General features: G+C 69.3%; 17 protein-coding genes. 11 read left to right on the forward strand and 6 right to left on the reverse strand.

The features are described 5' to 3' along the window. Positions 1-67: 67 nt before the first annotated feature. The 4 genes from HNR09_RS02280 (at position 68) to manA (ending at position 4,912) form a co-directional block, all read left to right on the forward strand. A complete protein-coding gene (locus tag HNR09_RS02280) occupies positions 68-1,375 on the forward strand; it encodes a 5-(carboxyamino)imidazole ribonucleotide synthase (RefSeq protein WP_343047417.1) in 1,308 nt (435 codons plus the stop codon). Further along, positions 1,365-1,919 (forward strand): 5-(carboxyamino)imidazole ribonucleotide mutase, encoded by a 555-nt coding sequence (purE, locus tag HNR09_RS02285; RefSeq protein WP_179540579.1) that lies wholly within the window; start codon positions 1,365-1,367, stop codon positions 1,917-1,919. Before HNR09_RS02280 ends, purE begins: the two co-directional genes overlap by 11 nt. Before the next feature lie 3 nt (positions 1,920-1,922). Beyond that, positions 1,923-3,545, forward strand: a complete 1,623-nt coding sequence (locus tag HNR09_RS02290; RefSeq protein ID WP_179540580.1) for an LCP family glycopolymer transferase — start codon at positions 1,923-1,925, stop codon at positions 3,543-3,545. 107 nt (positions 3,546-3,652) lie between these two features. Continuing rightward, positions 3,653-4,912 carry a mannose-6-phosphate isomerase, class I gene (gene manA, locus HNR09_RS02295; protein ID WP_179540581.1) on the forward strand — a complete coding sequence of 420 codons (1,260 nt, stop codon included), beginning with the start codon at positions 3,653-3,655 and terminating at the stop codon, positions 4,910-4,912. Positions 4,913-4,915: 3 nt separating this feature from the next. Here the strand turns inward: manA and HNR09_RS02300 are convergent, their stop codons facing one another. Together HNR09_RS02300 and HNR09_RS02305 are read right to left on the reverse strand one after the other, a co-directional pair. Beyond that, positions 4,916-5,128, reverse strand: a complete 213-nt coding sequence (locus HNR09_RS02300) for a hypothetical protein (protein ID WP_179540582.1) — start codon at positions 5,126-5,128, stop codon at positions 4,916-4,918. Between the two features lie 58 nt (positions 5,129-5,186). Next, on the reverse strand, positions 5,187-6,158 hold the full coding sequence (locus HNR09_RS02305; RefSeq protein ID WP_179540583.1) for a trypsin-like serine peptidase: 972 nt from the start codon (positions 6,156-6,158) through the stop codon (positions 5,187-5,189). A gap of 402 nt (positions 6,159-6,560) precedes the next feature. On the opposite strand from HNR09_RS02305, the gene HNR09_RS02310 reads away from it, so the two are divergent. Further along, positions 6,561-7,160: a TetR/AcrR family transcriptional regulator C-terminal ligand-binding domain-containing protein gene (locus HNR09_RS02310; protein ID WP_218881864.1), complete on the forward strand. Its 600-nt coding sequence runs from the start codon at positions 6,561-6,563 to the stop codon at positions 7,158-7,160. Continuing rightward, positions 7,153-8,034 carry an alpha/beta fold hydrolase gene (locus HNR09_RS02315; RefSeq protein WP_179540585.1) on the forward strand — a complete coding sequence of 294 codons (882 nt, stop codon included), beginning with the start codon at positions 7,153-7,155 and terminating at the stop codon, positions 8,032-8,034. Before HNR09_RS02310 ends, HNR09_RS02315 begins: the two co-directional genes overlap by 8 nt. A 55-nt stretch (positions 8,035-8,089) precedes the next feature. On the opposite strand, the gene glpX is transcribed toward HNR09_RS02315, so the two are convergent. The 3 genes from glpX to HNR09_RS02330 form a co-directional block, all read right to left on the reverse strand. Next, a complete protein-coding gene (gene glpX, locus HNR09_RS02320) occupies positions 8,090-9,160 on the reverse strand; it encodes a class II fructose-bisphosphatase (protein ID WP_179542962.1) in 1,071 nt (356 codons plus the stop codon). A 547-nt stretch (positions 9,161-9,707) separates the two neighbouring features. After that, positions 9,708-11,372 carry an AMP-binding protein gene (locus HNR09_RS02325; RefSeq protein WP_179540586.1) on the reverse strand — a complete coding sequence of 555 codons (1,665 nt, stop codon included), beginning with the start codon at positions 11,370-11,372 and terminating at the stop codon, positions 9,708-9,710. Between the two features lie 131 nt (positions 11,373-11,503). Then, on the reverse strand, positions 11,504-12,139 hold the full coding sequence (locus tag HNR09_RS02330) for a TetR/AcrR family transcriptional regulator (RefSeq protein WP_179540587.1): 636 nt from the start codon (positions 12,137-12,139) through the stop codon (positions 11,504-11,506). Between the two features lie 112 nt (positions 12,140-12,251). Between HNR09_RS02330 and HNR09_RS02335 the strand changes: the two genes are divergently transcribed. From HNR09_RS02335 to HNR09_RS02355, 5 genes are read left to right on the forward strand one after another with little or no spacing between them, the layout of a single operon-like run. Beyond that, positions 12,252-13,841 (forward strand): carboxyl transferase domain-containing protein, encoded by a 1,590-nt coding sequence (locus HNR09_RS02335; RefSeq protein WP_343047575.1) that lies wholly within the window; start codon positions 12,252-12,254, stop codon positions 13,839-13,841. A gap of 8 nt (positions 13,842-13,849) precedes the next feature. Further along, on the forward strand, positions 13,850-15,886 hold the full coding sequence (locus tag HNR09_RS02340; RefSeq protein WP_179540588.1) for an acetyl/propionyl/methylcrotonyl-CoA carboxylase subunit alpha: 2,037 nt from the start codon (positions 13,850-13,852) through the stop codon (positions 15,884-15,886). 16 nt (positions 15,887-15,902) lie between these two features. Next, positions 15,903-17,066: an acyl-CoA dehydrogenase family protein gene (locus tag HNR09_RS02345; protein ID WP_179542964.1), complete on the forward strand. Its 1,164-nt coding sequence runs from the start codon at positions 15,903-15,905 to the stop codon at positions 17,064-17,066. 26 nt (positions 17,067-17,092) lie between these two features. After that, on the forward strand, positions 17,093-17,602 hold the full coding sequence (locus HNR09_RS02350) for a MaoC family dehydratase (protein ID WP_179540589.1): 510 nt from the start codon (positions 17,093-17,095) through the stop codon (positions 17,600-17,602). Next, positions 17,599-18,474 carry an HpcH/HpaI aldolase/citrate lyase family protein gene (locus HNR09_RS02355; protein ID WP_179540590.1) on the forward strand — a complete coding sequence of 292 codons (876 nt, stop codon included), beginning with the start codon at positions 17,599-17,601 and terminating at the stop codon, positions 18,472-18,474. The genes HNR09_RS02350 and HNR09_RS02355 overlap by 4 nt, the downstream gene beginning before the upstream one ends. Here the strand turns inward: HNR09_RS02355 and HNR09_RS02360 are convergent. Continuing rightward, positions 18,459-19,208 (reverse strand): TVP38/TMEM64 family protein, encoded by a 750-nt coding sequence (locus HNR09_RS02360; protein ID WP_246348690.1) that lies wholly within the window; start codon positions 19,206-19,208, stop codon positions 18,459-18,461. The two genes, HNR09_RS02355 and HNR09_RS02360, sit on opposite strands and share 16 nt — an antisense overlap. Positions 19,209-19,212 lie beyond the last annotated feature (4 nt).

Here is a 19,212-nt window from a genome sequence, read left to right on the forward strand (position 1 = left end):
ACCCGCCATGCCCTCCCGGGTGTTTCCTCACCGCCGGGGCATCCCCGATGCTCCATAATGAGGGACTGTGACTCCAGCCGAAGCCCACTCATCAGTGACCCCGCCCCACCTGGCAGCTGCGGCCCGCGGCGATGCGCCGCGCGTCGGCGTCCTCGGAGACGGCCAGCTGGCCCGCATGATGGCGCCGGCCGCCGTGGAGCTCGGCATCGAGCTGCGGCTGCTCGCCAGCTCCGCGGACTCCTCCGCCGGTCAGGTGATTCCCCGCACCACCCTCGGGGACTACCGCTCCGTGGCAGACGTGCTGGGCTTCGCCGGCGAGGTCGACGTCATCACCTTCGACCATGAACACGTCCCGGCCGAGGTGCTCACCGCGCTGATCGACCAGGGCACGGCACTGCACCCAGGCCCAGAAGCCCTGCACTACGCCCAGGACAAGCTGGCCATGCGCCGCGCCGTCGAGGAGCTCGGCCTGCCCAACCCGCGCTGGGCGGAGGTGCACAGCGTCGAGGAGCTGATCGGTTTCGGCGAGGAGACCGGCTGGCCCGTGGTCCTCAAGACCTCGCGCGGCGGCTACGACGGCAAGGGCGTGCGCATCATCGCCTCCGCTGAGACCGCCGTCCAAGCTCAGGACTGGTTCGACCGCGCCGCAGCCCAGCACACCGGGCTGCTCGCCGAGGAGAAGGTCCCCTTCACCCGTGAGCTCTCCGCCCAGGTGGCACGCTCCGCCCTCGGCGAGATCCGTGCCTATCCTGTGGTCGAGTCCAACCAGGCCCACGGCGTCTGCGATGAGGTCATCGCCCCCGCCCCGCACTCCCACCCCACCCATATGGAGGACGCCGCGAGCATCGCCCGGCTCATCGCCGAGCGCCTCGCCGTGACCGGGATGCTCGCCGTGGAGCTCTTCGAAATCGCCGAGGGCGAGCGCGCCGGCGTCTACGTCAACGAGCTGGCCATGCGTCCCCACAACTCGGGCCACTGGTCCATGGACGGGGCCGTCACCGGTCAGTTCGAGCAGCACCTGCGCGCGGTGCTGGGCCTCCCCCTGGGCTCCACCGCCCCGATCGCCGGCCCCGGCAGCCGCACCGTGATGAAGAACCTCTTCGGAGCCTCCGCGCCGAACCTGCACGCCGGAGTGCCCGACGCCGCCCGCCACCTGCCCGAGAGCAGGATCCACCTCTACGGCAAGGAGCCCCGCCCCGGGCGCAAGGTGGGCCATGTGAACCTGGTGCTGGCTCCAGAGCCCGGCGAGCCCGCCGTCGCCGCCGGGGAGCTCCAGCGCGCCCGGCAGGCCGCTGCACGCGCCGCGGAGCTGATCACCGAGACGACTGCCGCACGACCACACCACGACGAAGGGACCGGCACCGATGGCCGATGACTCCAGCCCACTGGTCGGACTCGTGATGGGTTCGAACTCCGACTGGCCCACCATGAAGGCTGCCGCCGCGGCTCTCGACGAGTTCGGCATCCCCTTTGAAGCCGACGTCGTCTCCGCCCACCGGATGGCCGAGGAGATGATCGACTACGGGCGCACCGCCCACGACCGAGGGCTGCGGGTGATCATCGCCGGCGCCGGCGGAGCGGCCCATCTGCCCGGGATGCTCGCCTCCGTGACACCGCTGCCGGTGATCGGCGTGCCGGTGGCGCTGCGGCACCTCGACGGCATGGACTCGCTGCTGTCCATCGTCCAGATGCCAGCCGGGGTCCCGGTGGCCACCGTGTCGATCGGCGGGGCGCGCAACGCCGGGCTCCTGGCCGTGCGCACCCTGGCCTCCGGCGACGGTGACCTGGCCGCCCGCCTGCGCGAGCAGCTCGTGGAGTTCGCCGCCGACCTCTCCGCGCAGGCTCACGCGAAAGGGGCCTCGCTGCGCGAGGAGGCCGCTGAGCTGCCCACCTACCGTCGTCGCCACACGCATTCCTGACCGATGACCCCGGCGAACGTCACCTATCACCGCTTCACGACCGAACCCGAGGTCGTCCGCAGCCCGCAGAGGGGCTCCTCCACCGACCGCACCCGGCGGGCCGTCCTGCTGCTGGCCATGACCCTGTTCCTGCCCGGCTCCGCGCAGATCGCCGCCGGCCACCGGGGCTTCGGGCGCAAGGCTGTGGCGGTGACGATCGCGGTCTGGGCGGTGCTGCTGGTCGGCGTCGTCATGTTCTTCACGCTGCGCGGGCTGGTGCTGGGCCTGGCGACCCGTCCCTTCACCCTGTGGATGCTCACCGTGCTGCTCGGCGCCCTGGCCGTCGGCTGGGCCGTCCTGTGGATCGACACCTTCCGACTGCTGCGGATCACCACCCTCGCGCCCGGGCTGAAGCCGATCATGGCCGTCGCCACCGTGCTGCTGATGGCGATCACCTCGGGCGGACTGGGCTACGCCGCGCACCTAGTCAACGAGTCCCGCGGGTCGCTCTCGGGCATCTTCAGCGCCGGCCCGGCCATCGACGCCGTCGACGGCCGGTACAACTTCCTGCTGCTCGGCGCCGACGCGGGCGAGGGCCGCGAAGGGCTGCGCCCGGACTCCATCCACGTGGTCAGCGTCAACGAGAACAGCGGAGAGTCGATCCTCATCTCCATCCCGCGGAACTTCCAGAACGCACGGTTCAACGAGGGATCCCCCCTCTGGGACGCCTACCCCACCGGCTATGACTGCGGCAACGAGTGCATCATCAACTTCCTCTACACGGATGTGATGAACCACCATCAGGACCTCTACCCCGACGCCGACGACCCCGGCGCCGAAGCGATGATGGACGCCACCTCCGGCATCCTGGACCTCGACGTCAACGGCTACGTGATGATCGACATGGACGGCTTCGCCCACCTCATCGACGCCATGGGCGGGGTCACCGTGGACTCCGGAGGCTGGGTCCCCTACCGCGGCCCGCGACCGGACGGCACCTGGGGCGACAACTGGTGGGGCCCCGGAGAGCACACCTTCAGCGGCGAGGACGCGCTGGCCTACGCACGCTCCCGCACGTTCTCCTCCGACTACAACCGCATCCAGCGGCAGCAGTGCATCCAGCAGGCGATGATCGCCCAGTTCAACCCGCAGACCCTGCTCACCCGGTTCACCGAGATCATGGATGCCGGCGAGCAGGTCGTGGAGACCAACCTGCCGCAGTCACAGCTGGGCTCCTTCCTGGACCTCGCCGTGGACGCCAAGGAGCAGAAGCCGCAGCGCCTGGTCCTGGGGGCCCCGGACTTCGGCTCAGCCGGCGATCAGTTCTCCACCTACCCGGACTTCGATGAGATCCATCAACGCGTGGACGAGCTCATCGAGCAGGAGGAGGGAGGCGGCAGCTGGTTCAGCTCCGCCGGACCGCAGAAGCCGGTGCTGGGCGCCGCGGTGGTCACCACCGCCTCCGTGGAGACCCGTGATGCCGTGGAGGATGACGAGCCCTCCCTGGAGGATGAGACCGAGATCCCCACCCAGCCCGACGGCTCCCCCCTGACCGTGGAGTACCTGCGGGACCTGCAGGACGCCGGACAGCAGGGCGTCCTGGAAGAGGCAGCCTCCAGCAACTATGAGTGCACACCGCTGCGCTGAGCCCACCCGTCGGAGCAGGAAGGCTCCCCTGGGAGCTTGGCCACAGTTCTCCGGAAGTCCGCCCGCATCTGCCGGACCACGCCGCGCCCGCTGATAGTGTTCTGGCGATGTTCAGGATGACCAACCCCGTACGCGACTATGCCTGGGGCTCGACCACTGCGTTCAGCCGGCTCTTCGGCCTGCCTGCCGACGGACCGCAGGCCGAGCTGTGGATGGGTGCCCACCCTGCGGCCCCCTCCCAGGTGGTAGTCGACGGCGCGCCCACCGGCCTCGATGCCCTGTGCGAAGGCCGCCCCGAGCTGCTGGACGGGCACGACGGATTCCCCTACCTGTTCAAGGTGCTGGCCGCCGACCGGCCGCTGTCCATCCAGACCCATCCCACCAGGGAACGCGCCCAGGCAGGCTTCGCCGCCGAGGATGCGGCCGGGATCCCCCGGGACTCCCCACGACGCAGCTACAAGGACACTCACCACAAGCCGGAGCTGGTGGTGGCGGTGGAGGACTTCTCCGCGCTCTGCGGGTTCCGCCCATCTCCGGCGGCCGCCGACGACGTCGCCGTACTGCGCAGTCTGCTGGCCGACGTCTCAGCCGGCAGCACGGCCGACGTGCCGATGCTCGCGGCGCTGGAGCAGCTGCAGCATCTCCTGGAGGCTGAACGCCTGGCCGAGGCCCTGGAACTGATCCTGCGCGGAGAACGCGGAGCCTTCGCGAGGACCGCTGCCGCCGTGGTCGAGATGCTGGACGAGACGGGCACGGAAAAGTCCGGGCTGGACCCGACGGCTGCAGACACCCTGCGGTGTGCCGGCTCCGCCTTCCCGGACGACCCCGGCCTGATCGTGGCGCTGCTGCTGAACCGGGTGGATCTCTCCCCCGGCCAGGCCCTGTACCTGCCCGCCGGGAACCTGCATGCCTACCTGCACGGGGTGGCCGTGGAGATCATGGCCAACTCGGACAATGTGCTGCGCGGCGGGCTGACGTCCAAGCACATCGATGTGGACGAACTGCTGGCCGTGACGGACGCGGCGGTGCTGCCGGTGCCCTGGTGCACCCCTGCCTCGGTGGACGAGCACCGACGGCGCTACGCCCCGGACTGCGAGGAGTTCCAGCTCGAGCATCTGTCCCTGGGGGCTCACCGCCGGGAGACCGGTCAGGAGACCGCTGCCGTTCGAATCCGCCCCCATGGGCCGAGCGTGCTGCTGTGCCTGCGTGGCGAGCTCCACGTCGAGGGCGAAGCCGCCGACGGGACCTCGCTGGTCCTTCGAGCCGGTGAGTCGGCGTTCCTGGCTCCGGATGAGGGCGTCTCCGTGAGCGCCGAGGCTGAGTCTGAAGCTTTCCTCGCCGCACCCGGCCGTCCGGGGCAGGACTGACCCTCAGTCTCGGCTCTCCCCAGGAGGCGGCTCCCGCCGCAGCTCCCTGGGCCGAGCCTCACGGCGGCGGCGCGCCGTCCAGTAGGCCCGCGCCTCCTCCGGCGACTCGGTCGGCTCATGCGTGACGGCCGCCGAGGGCGGTGGCACGTCCTCCGAGGAGCGTTCCTCGGCGTCGTCCTCCTGGCCTTCACGGCCTTCACCCTCGACGGTCGTCATGCGTGGTCCTCTCTCAGGGTCCTGGTCTCAGGGTCCGGGCCCCGATCATACGCCTGGCTCAGCGTGTGGAGGCGTAGTCGTACACCTGCTCGGCCTCAGCGCCGAAGTAGGGCCCGAACATCACGTCGGGCAGGAAGGTGTAGCCGTAGGAGTTCACGGAGTTCTGCGCGCCGGCAGAGCCGGTGCCCAGGAACCAGGGGCCGCCGGAGGAGCCGCCGGTCATGTCGCACGGGATTCCCTGGGTGCTGCCGCCGAGCGGATCGTTGCTGGCGGTGCCCTGGCACTGGTGCAGCTCCTGGCCGTTGAAGGGTGCGGCAGCCGGATAGCCGTAGGCCGAGTAGTACTGGCCGCGGGGCTGGTTGAAGGTGATCGCGGAGGCGACGCCGACCTGCTGCTGCACGGTGGTGCCGTTCTTGGTCTCCAGGACCGCGAAGGCATAGTCATGCTCGAAGTCGCCGCTTCGCGCCCACTGGTCGGAGGTCACGAGCTCCTCGGCAGCCCAGACGCCGTGCTGCGACTCCCCGTAGTCGTAGGCGGGGGCGAAGACGAAGTTGCTCGCGAAGTCTCCCCCGCCGCCGTCGTGCAGACAGTGCCCGGCAGTGGCGACGGTGGACTGGTTGGCCGACGCCACCACGTTCGCCGAGCAGACGAAGTCGCCTGCGGAGGTGGAGAAGAAGACCTTGCCGATGTGCGGACTGTCCGCCGGGTTCTGCTGCTGGCTCTGGTGGGGCTCGATCGTCCGCGGGTCTGCCGCCTCGAACTCGCTGAAGATGTCCTCCAGGGTGGCGCCGTCCACCTCTTCCACGATCTCCGGCTCCACGGGTTCGGCGGCAGCCATCCGCTCCGGCGTCCAGTACTCCTCAGCCTCGGCCTGCTCGCCGTCAGGCACGACGTCGACTTCGACGCCGTCCTGGGCGGGCCCGGACGGAAGGTCCGCTCCGGAGTCTGCGGAGACGGGGGTGACCGTCACCAGTGCTGCGGCACTCAGTCCGAGGACGCCGCCCAGGCTCATGATTCGCCTGATGCTCATATTCTTCTCCCCTTTCAGGAGTTTCTCTGTCAGACCACAGCCCATGTTCCGAGCTGTGACCAACGACACAGTAGCAACGGGATTCACTCCTGTGAAGAGGTTGCCAGAAGAAAGTAACTCAGAAGTCACATGCTGATCAGGCTGACAGGAAGCACCCGAGAGTCGATGAATCGTTCCAGGTCAGCGAGACTCTGCGCGAAGATCAGACGACGAGGTCGTCGACGGCTACCAGATGTGCCGCCGCCGCGACTGAGCATCGTGGACCACCTGGCGCCGTGGCACTCCAGGGGACGTGTTACGATACGGACCGTGACGGATCTAAACCCAGATGTGACGACGAGACCACCTGGTCGCCCCCGTGACACCGCCAGAGAAGATGAGATTCTCGGTGTCGTCCTCGAGGTGCTGAGCACATCGGGCGTCGACGGTGTCACGTTCGAAGAAGTCGCTCGGCGCGCCCGAGCATCGAAACGCACTCTCTACCGCCGGTGGGCGACGAAGCAGGAGATGATCGTCGCCGCCATCAAGGCCGGTCCCGCCGCGGCGACCAAGCCCGAGCCGATCGACACGGGATCTCTGCGAGGAGATCTGCTGGCACTGCTCGAACGGCTGGAGGCGACGATGGACGCCGGCGAGCCCATCAGCCTGACGATCATGCAGGCAGGGTTGCGTGACCCTGAACTCTGCGAACACATCGAGGCGTCAGCAGGTCCGACCGGCGCCCGCCTCACCGATGCCGTCCTGCAGTCCGCGATAGCCCGCGGTGAGCTCCCCGCGACAGCGGACCGCTTCGCCTATGAGGAAGTCGCCGCCGGGGCGCTCATCATCCGCAAGCTCAACGGCCTGTCGACCGACGCGACCTACCGCGAAATCCTGGTCGACGCGGTCCTGATCCCTGCGCTCCGCAGCGGCGTGGAAGCCGGCCAGCACGGCATCTTCTCCGGCGCGCCCACACCGTCAGCTCCGACCAGCACCGATGAACACGAGAGACTCCATGACTGATCTCAGGATCCCAGGCTTCACCTACGACCGCCTCACCGGCACGGGCGGCGTCGGGCTCAACGTCGCGCATGGAGGGCACGGCCCGCCCGTCGTCCTCCTGCACGGCTTCCCGCAGACGCATCTGATGTGGAGCGCCGTCGCCGGTGACCTCAGCCGCGACCACTCCGTGATCGCCATCGATCTGCGAGGCTACGGGGACAGCGACAAGCCGGAGGCTGCGACGCCGGACACGTATTCGAAGCGCACCATGGCCTCGGACGTCGTCGAGGTCGCCATGCAGCTCGGTCATGACCGATTCGCCGTCATCGGCCACGATCGTGGCGCGCTCGTCGGCGTCCGTGCCGGCCTCGATCACCCCGACACGATCACCCACACCGGGATACTGGACGTGCTCCCGACGATGGACACCTGGGATGTCCTCCACGGCGTCGACGCCAAGATCGCCTGGCACCTCTACCTCATGGCGCAGCCCAGAGGGCTGCCCGAGAAAATGATCGAGGCAGTCGCCGGAGAGTTCTTCGCCTCGTTCCTCGACGCCTGGGACCCCACCGGCACCACCTTCTCCCCGGAGCTTCGAGCCCACTACGTGAGGGCGTCCACGGCGGCCGTGCCATCCATCGTCGCCGACTACCGAGCGACGGCGAGCATCGACCTGGACATGGATCGGGCAGATCGCGCGAACGGGCGACGACTCTCGATGCCCGTGGCCGTCATCTCACAGGACTGGGGTAGCCAGCTCGGGTTCGACCCCACCCAGATCTGGGGTGCCTGGGCAGCCGACTTCACCTACGAACCGATCAACGCCGGGCACTTCATGGCCGAGGAGAATCCTGCCCGGATCGCTGAGTTCACCCGACGGCTCCTGGCTCGATAGAACACGGAGCCGACCGCCGGCCCTGCGACCATCCAGCACAGGGAGGGAGTCCCGATCAGCTGCGGATGTAGGTCTCCCACTTGCGGGCCTGGTGCTCAGCCTCCACAGTGCGAACCGTGCCGGACTTCGCGCGCATGACGATCGAATGGGTCGTGACCCGCTCGCCCTCATAGCGCACACCGCGCAGCAGGTCGCCGTCGGTGATGCCGGTGGCGGCGAAGTAGCAGTTGTCAGAGGTCACGAGCTGCTCGGTGGTGAGGATGTCCGAGACGTCATGTCCCGCGGCCTCGGCAGCCTCACGCTCGGCGTCGTCGGTGGGGGCCAGACGGCCCTGGATGACGCCGCCGATCGCGCGGATGGCGCAGGCGGTCACGATGCCTTCCGGAGTGCCCCCGATCCCCATCAGCGCGTCCACGCCGGAGCCTTCGCGGGCCGCGGCGATCCCGCCGGCCACGTCCCCGTCCATGATGAACCGGGTGCGGGCCCCCGCATTGCGGATGTCCTCCACCAGCTGTGCGTGGCGCGGGCGGTCCAGCACACAGACATTCAGCTGGTTGATGCGCTTGCCCTTGGCCTTGGCGATCAGGTGCAGGTTCTGCTTGACCGGAAGGCGCAGGTCCACCATGTCTGCCGCCTCAGGACCGGTGACCAGCTTGTCCATGTAGAAGACCGACGAGGGGTCGAACATCGAACCCCGCTCGGCCACGGCCAGCACCGCCAGCGCATTGTTGTAGCCCAGCGCGGTCAGCCGGGTCCCATCGATCGGATCGACGGCGACGTCGGCCTCCGGCCCGGCGCCATTGCCCACCCGTTCACCGTTGAAGAGCATAGGCGCCTCGTCCTTCTCCCCTTCACCGATGACGACCACGCCGTTGAGGTTCACCGTGTCGAGAAGGGAGCGCATGGCGTCCACGGCGGCACCGTCGGCGCCGTTCTTGTCACCATGGCCGACCCAGGCACCGCCGGCGATGGCGGCCGCCTCGGTCACGCGGACGAGCTCGAGGGCCAGGTTCCGGTCCGGCTCGGAGTCCCCCACCGCCAGCCGGGGCGAGAGATGCGAGTAGTCCTGCGGGCTCTCGGCACTCGGGGCGGGGGTCGTCGTTTCAGTCTCGGACTCGTTGGACACGTCGTCAGCCACCTGTTCGTCTCGCCGTGGACGGCTTCGTCGCCGCCCGTTGCTGTCGGTGCCTCGATGATAACGCGGCGCATGCCCGGAGGAGCTGGTGACCGGCGGGTACAGGCGCCTGTGACGTGTAAGGTTCTGCTCACGCAGCCGGGCGGACAATGTGAGGCGACGGCGGAGGCGGCGGCGGAGGCGGCGGCGGAGGCGGCGGCGGAGGCGGCGGCGGAGGCGACGCCGGCGGCGCGGGCAGGCGAGCCCCTGCCTCCACGCCTGCGGGTTCCTCCACCCCTGCTCGCCTCCTGCCCGAACGGATCGCCCACCTCGCCGACGAACCCGCACTCAGACCGGCTCAGAGGCTGCCCGCCCCGACATCCTCTCGATCACCTGCACCGGACGCTGCGCCCCCTCCCGGCTGCGAGATCCCCGTGCTTCGTTGCGATATCGACCACCGGCTCCCCTACCCGGCAGGGGCCACCACCGGGGACAACCTCCAAGCACTCTGCCGCATGAGGGCGGCACCCCAGGGTCCCGTGCTCAGCGTGCCCACCCCTCAGTCGGCGCGCGCGTCGTCGACCGCTCCCGGGGTGGCGAGCAGGTCGAGGGCCTCATCCCGCATCTGGACCTTGCGCACCTTCCCGGTCACGGTCGTGGGGAACTCGTCGACGACTGTCACGTACCGGGGGATCTTGTACCGCGCCAGACGACCATGGCAGAACCCCCGCAGCGCCGTTACGGTGAGCGGCTCGGCCCCGTCGCGCAGCCGCACCCAGGCCATGAGCTCTTCGCCGTACTTCTCGTCCGGCACTCCGATCACCTGGACGTCGACGATGTCCGGATGGGAGTAGAGGAACTCCTCGATCTCTCGGGGGTAGATGTTCTCCCCTCCCCGGATCACCATGTCCTTCATCCGGCCGGTGATCTGCACGTACCCGGCACTGTCCATCCGTGCCATGTCCCCGGTGTGCATCCACCCCTCGGCGTCCACCGCCTCGGCCGTCCTGTCGGGCTGGTCCCAGTAGCCCTGCATGACCAGATATCCGCGGGTGCACAGCTCGCCGTCGCGATCCACAGGCAGGGTCACCCCACTGACCGGGTCCACCACCTTGACCTCCACGTGCGGGCCTGCACGTCCCACGGTTCCCACCCGGCGGCCCAGCTCGTCGTTCACGTGCGTCTGCAGAGACACCGGTGAGGTCTCAGTCATGCCGTAGCAGATGGTGACCTCTTCCATATGCATCACCTCGATCACCTGCCGCATGATCTCCTGCGGACACGACGAGCCGGCCATGATGCCGGTGCGCAGGCTGCTCAGATCGAAGGAGTCGCGGTCCTCGAGCCCGAGCTCGGCGATGAACATCGTGGGCACGCCGTAGAGGCTGGTGCAGCGCTCGTCCTGCACGGTCTGCAGCGTGATGCGCGGATCGAACGTCGGAGCGGGGATGACCATGGCCGCACCGTGGGTGGTGGCTCCGAGGTTTCCCATGGCCATCCCAAAGCAGTGGTAGAAGGGCACCGGGATGCAGATCCGGTCCCGTGCGGTGTATCGACAGGTCTCCCCCACGAAGAAGCCGTTGTTCAGGATGTTGCGATGGGTCAGCGTCGCACCCTTGGGGAAGCCGGTGGTCCCGGACGTGTATTGGATGTTGATCGGGTCGCCCGGGTCCAGCCCGGCGGCGACAGCGGCAAGCGTCTCCTCATCCGGCTCCGGGACCATCAGCTCCTCCCACTCCGGGGAGCCCAGGATCACCCTGAGCTCCAAAGCGCCCAGCTCCTGTTCGGCGGCGCGCAGCATGGCCGGATAGTCCTGGCCGCGGACGACGTCGGAGGCGATCACGACGGTGATGCCCGCCTGTCCGAGCACGTGGTTCAGCTCGTGCTGGCGGTAGGCGGGATTGATGGTGACCATGATCGCGCCCAGCTCGGCGGTCGCGTACTGGGTCAGCGTCCATTCCCAACGGTTCGGGCTCCAGAGGCCGACCCGCTGCCCTGTCCTGACTCCGGCGCGATGCAGTCCGGTGGCCAGCCGACGCACGTCGCGGCGGAACTCGGCGTAGGTCCAGCGCCGGCCGTGATGGACGTCCACCAGCGCCTCCCGCTCACCATGCTCCTCGACGGTGAGCCGGAGGTTGTCGCTGATGGTGGTCTCCAGCAGGGCCGGCTCGACCGGGCCGACGTCGTATGCGAGGGTGTCGCGGGTCTCATGGCTCAGGTTCATCTGTGCTCCGGATCCTGCCGAGGATAGTGGCGACGTCCGATGGATGACGACAGGGTCGAAGCTAACAACACGGTGAGGTGGATCACAACACTTCGGCCAGGAGAACTGCAGGGCAGCCTGCGGAACCCTGCTCAGCGGGGCATTTCGACCTCCACGGCGGCGCGCGCCATGACCTCCAGGGCGCGGGCGCCGATCTGCGAGGTCCGCGCCGAGGGGGCCTGGCCATGGAAGTGCCTGAGCGAGTGGGCGGTGGAGTTGATCAGACCGAAGAGGCCATGGACGCGGATCCGCAGCTCCTCGGCATCCGCCGTCGGATGGAGGGCACTGATGCTCTCGGCCCAGATGTCCATGTATTCGCGCTGCATCCGGCGGATGCGCCGCCGGTCGTCGTCCGCCAGACGGCCCAGCTCCTGCTCCTGCACCCGGATGACCTCAGGGTTGCCCAGCGCGAAGCGCACCTGGAAGGCGATGAGCCGATGCAGCCTCTCCTCCGGGGACAGCGACTGGGCACGCAGCTGCTCGGCACCTTCGAGCAGCTCCTCGCTCACCCCCAGCAGCAGCTGGCAGAGCATGTCCCGCTTTCCCTTGAAATGGCGGTAGATGGCCTGGCCAGTCACTCCCACCTCACCGCCGATGTCGTCCAGCGCCACGGCGGAGAAGCCGCGAGTGCCGAAGAGCCGGCCGGCTGCCTCGAGGAGTTCCCCGCGGCGCCGGTCCTTCTCCTGCTGGCGGCGCGTGAGCGGGGCACCCTCAGGGATGGACATCATGTGATCACCCCCACTAGAGTCGCTTTCAGTGAACATCGGTTAACTCAAATCTACCGGACTGCAGGAGGACGACGTGGAGCCACGGGGCATCTCGCAGATCCTCTCCAGCGCCGTGGACCCTCGGGACGAGACCTTTCAGGCCAACGCCCGACGGAACCGCGAGCTGCGGGCAGAGCTGCGCCAGACTCTGCGCCGCACCGCCCTGGGCGGCTCGGAGAAGTCCCGGCAGCGCCACCAACAGCGTGGCAAGCTGCTCCCCCGCGAACGCGTGGACCGGCTCCTCGACGCCGGCAGCCCTTTCCTGGAGATCGGCGCCCTGGCCGCCCACGGCATGTACGAGGACTCCTCCCCCGGCGCCGGCATCATCACCGGCATCGGGCTCGTGCACGGCAGACAGGTGATGGTGGTCTGCAACGACTCCACCGTCAAAGGGGGCACCTACTTCCCCCTGACGGTGAAGAAGCACCTGCGCGCCCAGCGGATCGCCGCGGAGAACCACCTGCCCTGCCTCTACCTGGTGGACTCCGGAGGAGCCTTCCTCCCGATGCAGGACGAGGTCTTTCCCGATGAGGACCACTTCGGCCGGATCTTCTACCACCAGTCCCAACTCTCCGCGCAGGGCATCCCCCAGATCGCCGCGGTGCTGGGCTCCTGCACCGCTGGCGGGGCGTATGTGCCGGCGATGAGTGACGAATCGGTGATCGTGCGCAACCAGGGCACCATCTTCCTCGGTGGCCCGCCGCTGGTGAAGGCCGCCACCGGAGAGGTCGTCACGCCCGAGGAACTGGGCGGTGCCAAGGTCCACACCGCCCAGTCCGGAGTCGCCGACCACATCGCCGAGGACGACGACCACGCCCTGCAGATCGCCCGAGACATCGTCGCCACCCTCCCGCCCCCGGGGCCGCGGGCCTGGGAACGCGCGGAGGCGGCACCCCCGCCCCGGCTTGACGTCGCCGAGCTTGACGGCATCATCCCGCAGGACGTCAACCGGCCCTACGACGTCCACGAGATCATCGCCCGGATCGTCGACGACGGCGCCTTCCACGAGTTCAAGCGCGACTACGGCACCACCCTGGTCACCGGATTCGCCCACCTCGACGGGCACCCGGTGGGCATCGTGGCGAACAACGGGATCCTGTTCTCCGAATCCTCGCTGAAGGGCGCTCACTTCATCGAGCTGTGCGACCAGCGCGGCATCCCGCTGCTGTTCCTGCAGAACATCTCCGGCTTCATGGTGGGCCGTGACTACGAGGCCGGGGGCATCGCCAAGAACGGCGCCAAGATGGTCACCGCCGTGGCCACCACCCGGGTGCCGAAGATCACCGTGATCATCGGCGGCTCCTTCGGCGCCGGGAACTATTCGATGTGCGGCCGTGCCTACTCCCCACGGTTCCTGTTCACCTGGCCCAATGCGCGGATCTCCGTCATGGGGGGAGAACAGGCCGCCGCGGTGCTGGCCACGGTGAAGCGCGACCAGATCGAATCCGCCGGAGACGACTGGAGCCACCAGGAGGAGGAGTCCTTCAAGGAGCCCATCCGACAGACCTACGAGCACCAGGGGCAGCCGTACTACTCCTCGGCCCGGCTCTGGGACGACGGCATCATCGACCCAGCCGACACCCGCCGAGTGCTCGCCATGGCGCTGGAGGTCTGCTCGCGGGCACCCCTGCCGGAGTCGAACTTCGGCCTGTTCAGGATGTAGGAGACCAGATGCCGCAGCACCCGAGGACCCGTCCCGCCCCGCTGTTCTCCACCGTGCTGGTGGCCAACCGCGGGGAGATCGCCTGCCGGGTGATCGCCACCCTGCACCGGCTGGGGATCGCCTCAGTGGCGGTGCACTCAGAAGCCGACGCCGACGCCGCCCACGTCCGCCTGGCGGACCGTTCCGTCTGCCTGGGTCCGGCCGCGGCCTCTGCCTCCTATCTGGACATCGAGGCGGTCCTCGAGGCCGCCCGCGTCACCGGGGCGCAGGCCATCCATCCTGGCTATGGCTTCCTCTCCGAGAACGCCGCCTTCGCCCGGGCCTGTGCAGAGGCCGGCATCGTGTTCATCGGCCCCGGAGTCCGCGCCCTAGAGATCATGGGCGACAAGATCCGCTCGAAGGACCACGTGGCCGCCGCCGGTGTGCCCCTGGTCGAGGGCGTCTCCACACCCGGGCTGGGTGACGACGAACTGGTCGCCGCGGCCGCGGGGATGACCTTTCCTGCGCTGATCAAGCCCTCGGCCGGAGGCGGTGGCAAGGGGATGCAGGTGGTCGAGCGCTTCGAGGATCTCGCCGCCGCGCTGCCGGCGGCACGGCGGGTCGCCCGGTCTGCATTCGGGGACGACGCGCTGATGATCGAGCAGCTGATCCGCTCCCCCCGGCATATCGAGGTTCAGGTGCTCGCCGACGACCATGGGCGCGTCATCCACCTCGGCGAGCGCGAATGCTCCCTGCAGCGCCGCCATCAGAAGGTCATCGAGGAGGCCCCCTCCCCGCTGCTGCTGGACTCCCCCGACGGTGAGCGGCTCCGGGCCGAGCTGGGTGAGGCCGCCTGCGAGGCGGCACGCAGCGTGGACTACCGCGGTGCCGGCACGGTGGAGTTCCTGGTCTCCGACGCGCAGCCGGAGAAGTTCTTCTTCATGGAGATGAACACCCGCCTGCAGGTAGAGCACCCGGTCACCGAGGAGATCACCGGGGTGGACCTGGTGGAGCAGCAGGTGCGCATCGCCGCCGGCCAGCCGCTGGAGCTCACCCAGGACGACGTCGTCCTCACCGGTCATGCCATCGAGGCGCGCGTCTACGCGGAGACCCCCGAGGCAGGGTTCATGCCCTCCACCGGCCGCATCCTGCACCTGCATGAACCCTCCGGGCCCGGGGTCCGGGTGGCCTCCGGGCTGCGTGAAGGCTCCTCCGTCGGGGTGAACTATGACCCGATGCTGGCCAAAGTGATCGCCTCCGGCCCGAATCGGGAGCAGGCGCTGGCGCGGCTGCACCGCGCACTCGGCGAGACCGTGGTGCTCGGGGTCCAGACGAACCTGGCCTACCTGCGCGGTCTGCTCGCCGACGAGGACGTCCGGGCAGGGCGGATGGACACCACGCTGATCGAGCGCCGGCTTCCCGAGCTCGAGTTCCCCCGGCCCGACGACGACGCACTCACCGCCGCGGCTCTGCACCTGGCCGGACCACAGGCCGGGCCGGCGTCGGGCATGGGATCAGGCTGGACCAGCGACGGTTGGCGGCTGACCGAGCCGGCGGTGCCCACCCTGCTGGTCACCCACTGCTCCCCCGGCGGGGAGCAGCTCACCGCCATGGTGCAGCTCGACGGCACCGCGACGCTGACCCCGCTGCCGACCGGCGCCTCGACCTCCCGCCCCGGGACGCACCTGCTGACCCGTGAGACACGGTCCCGACCGGTGGCGCTCGTGCGGGACGGCGCGGAGGTCTGGGTGTGGGCGGGCGGCCTCACCGTCCGGCTGACCGTGGCGGACCGGCGAGCGCAGACGGTGACCGCTCTCACCCAGCGGGAGGCCGAGCTCTCCGAGGCGTCGCCGGAGGTCACCGCACCGCTGCCCGGCACCGTGATCGCCGTCGAGGCCGACACCGGCACGCAGGTGACCGCCGGGGATCCCCTGGTGACGATCGAGGCGATGAAGATGGAGCATCGGATGCTCGCCCCGTTCGACGGCACGGTGAGCATCGCCGTGGCCGCCGGAGACCAGGTGTCGCTCGGCCAGGTGCTGGCGACCGTGACCAAGGAGGACTGAACCCATGCCACAGTCGATGGACCACATGCTCAGCGAGGAGCACCAGGCCCTCGTGGGCGCCGTCAGGGACTTCACCCGGGAGGTGGTCGCCCCCGTCTCGGCGACCCACGACGAGGCCCACTCCTTCCCCTACGAGGTCGTCTCCCAGATGGCCGGGATGGGGCTGTTCGGCCTCCCGTTCCCGGAGGAGCACGGCGGCCAGGGCGGTGACTACTTCGCCCTCTGCCTGGCCCTGGAGGAACTGGCGAAGGTCGACCAGTCGGTGGCGATCACCCTGGAGGCCGGCGTCTCCCTGGGGGCGATGCCGATCTACCGCTTCGGCACCCCTGAGCAGAAGGAACGTTGGCTGCCGGAGCTGACCAGAGGAGAGCGGCTGGCCGGGTTCGGGCTCACCGAGTCCGAGGCCGGCTCCGACGCCGGAGGCACCCGCACCCGCGCGGTGCTGGAGGACGGCGAATGGGTCATCGACGGCACCAAGGAATTCATCACCAACTCCGGGACCGACATCACCTCCCTGGTCACCGTCACCGCCGTCACCGGAGAGCGGACGCTGGGCGACGGGAGCGTGAAGAAGGAGATCTCCACGATCCTGGTGCCCACCGACACCCCGGGCTTCACGGCGGAACCGGCCTATGACAAGGTCGGCTGGAACGCCTCCGACACCCATCCGCTGACCCTGCGGAACGTCCGCGTCCCGGAAGAGAACCTGCTCGGCGAGCGCGGGCGGGGCTATGCGAACTTCCTGGGCATCCTCGACGAGGGTCGCATCGCGATCGCCGCACTGGCCACAGGGGCCGCTCAGGGCTGCGTGGACGAATCCGTCCGCTACGCCCAGGAGCGGGAGACCTTCGGGGCCCCCATCGGCTCCAATCAGGCGATCTCCTTCAAGATCGCCCGCATGCAGGCCCGGGCGCACTCGGCCCGGCTGGCCTACTACGACGCCGCGGCCCGCATGCTGGCGGGAAAGCCGTTCAAGACCGAGGCGGCCATCGCGAAGCTGATCGCCGGTGAGGCGGCCATGGACAACGCCCGCGACGCCACCCAGGTCTTCGGAGGCTACGGCTTCATCAATGAGTTCGTGGTCGCTCGGCACTACCGGGACTCGAAGATCCTGGAAGTCGGCGAGGGCACCACAGAGGTCCAGCTGATGCTCATCGCTCGCAGCCTCGGACTGGACTGACCGGCGCAGGAGGGAGAGGATCAGCCATGACCACTGAACGGATCATCCAGCAGCGCGGCCTGTACCTGGACGAGATCGAGGTGGGCGCCGTCTACCGGCACGCCCCGGGTCGCACGGTGACCGAATCTGACAACGTCCTGTTCACCACGCTGACCATGAACACCCAGTCGCTGCACCTGGACGCCCACTGGGCCGCCACCCAGCCCTTCGGCCGTCCGCTCATGAACTCCATGTTCACCCTCTCCACCCTGGTCGGAGCCTCGGTGGCGCAGCTGACCCAGGGCACGATCGTGGCGAACCTGGGCTTCGAGACCGTCTCCTTCCCGCACCCTCTCTTCCCCGGGGACACGCTCTCCTCGGAGTCCGAGATCCTCGAGAAGCGGCTCTCCTCCTCCCGACCGGGGCAGGGGATCCTGAAGATCCGCCACCGAGGGCGCAACCAGGACGGCACCGTGGTGGCCGAATGCGTCCGCTCGGTGATGCTCTGGGTCTCGGAGGACGCCCACCGGGAAGGTGCACCAGGAGGTGCCTCATGAGCCGACGTCGTGGATTCACCGTGGGCCCGTCCCTGCTGTTCTGCCCGGCTGACCGGCCAGAACGCTATGCCAAGGCCGCCGACCGTGCCGATGCGCTCATCCTCGATCTGGAGGACGCCGTGGCCGACCGGGACAAGCCGCACGCCCGCCGGCACCTGCGCCAACACCTGCAGACGCTGGCCGCACCTGAGACCGCCGAACTGCGGGCTCGCACCGTGGTCCGCATCAACCCCGCCGGCACCCCGGGCTTCGCCGCCGACGTCGACCTGCTGGCCGGCACCGGCGTGGAGCTGGTGATGCTGGCCAAGACGGAGTCCCGCGAGGAGGTCGACGCCGCAGCCCGGGCGCTGCCCGATGCCGGGATCATCGGCCTGTGCGAGACCGCCGCCGGGGTGACCCGCGCCGAACAGATCGCTTCCCACCCGCAGGTGGTCGCGCTGATGTGGGGCGCGGAGGATCTCCTGGCCTCGATCGGGGGGAGCTCCTCGCGCCGGCCGGACGGACGCTATCGGGATGTGGCCCGGCAGGCCCGCGCCCAGGTCCTTCTGGCCGCGGCCACCCACGGGGCGGCTGGGATCGATGCGATCTACGCCGACATCGAGGACACCGACGGGCTGGCCGCCGAAGCCGCCGACGCCGCCGCCAGCGGCTGGACCGCCAAAGCCTGCATCCATCCCGCCCAGGTGCCTGTCATCCGCAGCGCCTATGCTCCCACCGAGCAGGAGCTGGACCACGCCCGGGCGCTGCTGGCCGAAGTGCCCCACCACGGCGGAGCGTTCCGCTTCCGCGGGTCGATGGTGGACCTGCCGCTGGTCCGCCATGCCGAGCAGGTGGTCCGGCGGGCCGAAGCCGCGGCTCAGTCGCTCCGGTGACGCTGGCCGGGAAGCGGACGTGAGGAGGTGCCCTTCCAGCTGCGCAAGGCCCAGATGGTCAGGAGGACGACGACGGCCCAGGCGCAGAGCACGACGACCCCCGGCATGATCCCGGGCTGCGAGATGAACGCGCCCACAGCCACCAGAGAGACCTGGCCGGGGATGGTGGAGACCAGCCCGGCGACCACGAAGTCCCGCTGCGAGACCCCGAAGGCGCCTGAGCCGTAGTTCACCGGCCAGTACGGCAGCCCGGGCATGAGCCGCAGCGTGCAGACCGCGTGGAAGCCGGCGTCGGCCAGGTGCCGCTCCACAGTGGAGGCGTGGGTGCCCAGCAGGCGGATCACCGTGGTCCGGCCCAGGCCACGGGCGAGCCAGTAGGCGGCCCAGCAACCGATGAGCACCCCGATGATCGAGAGGATGCTGCCCTGCACGACGCCGAAGAGCAGCCCTCCGGTGACGGCCATGATCGTCACCGGGATGGGTGTCATGGCCACCAACGCGTAGAGACCGATGAACGCGAACCAGGCGCCCCATCCGAGGTCCTCCATCGCGGCGCGCAGCTCCTCCACCGAAGGCAGCCGGACGTTGAAGGCGAGCCACAGCATGAGCAGCAGCACCAGCACCAGCACCGTGTTGCGCAGGTAGGTGCCCCACTGCAGGGCGAGACCACGCCGGGGAGGGGTGTCCCCGCCGTCGTCGGGGGTGGTGCTCCCGTCCGGCTGGTCCTGACTCATCGGC

Origin of the sequence: Nesterenkonia xinjiangensis (assembly GCF_013410745.1) — a bacterium.
In the GTDB taxonomy this organism is placed as follows: domain Bacteria; phylum Actinomycetota; class Actinomycetes; order Actinomycetales; family Micrococcaceae; genus Nesterenkonia; species Nesterenkonia xinjiangensis.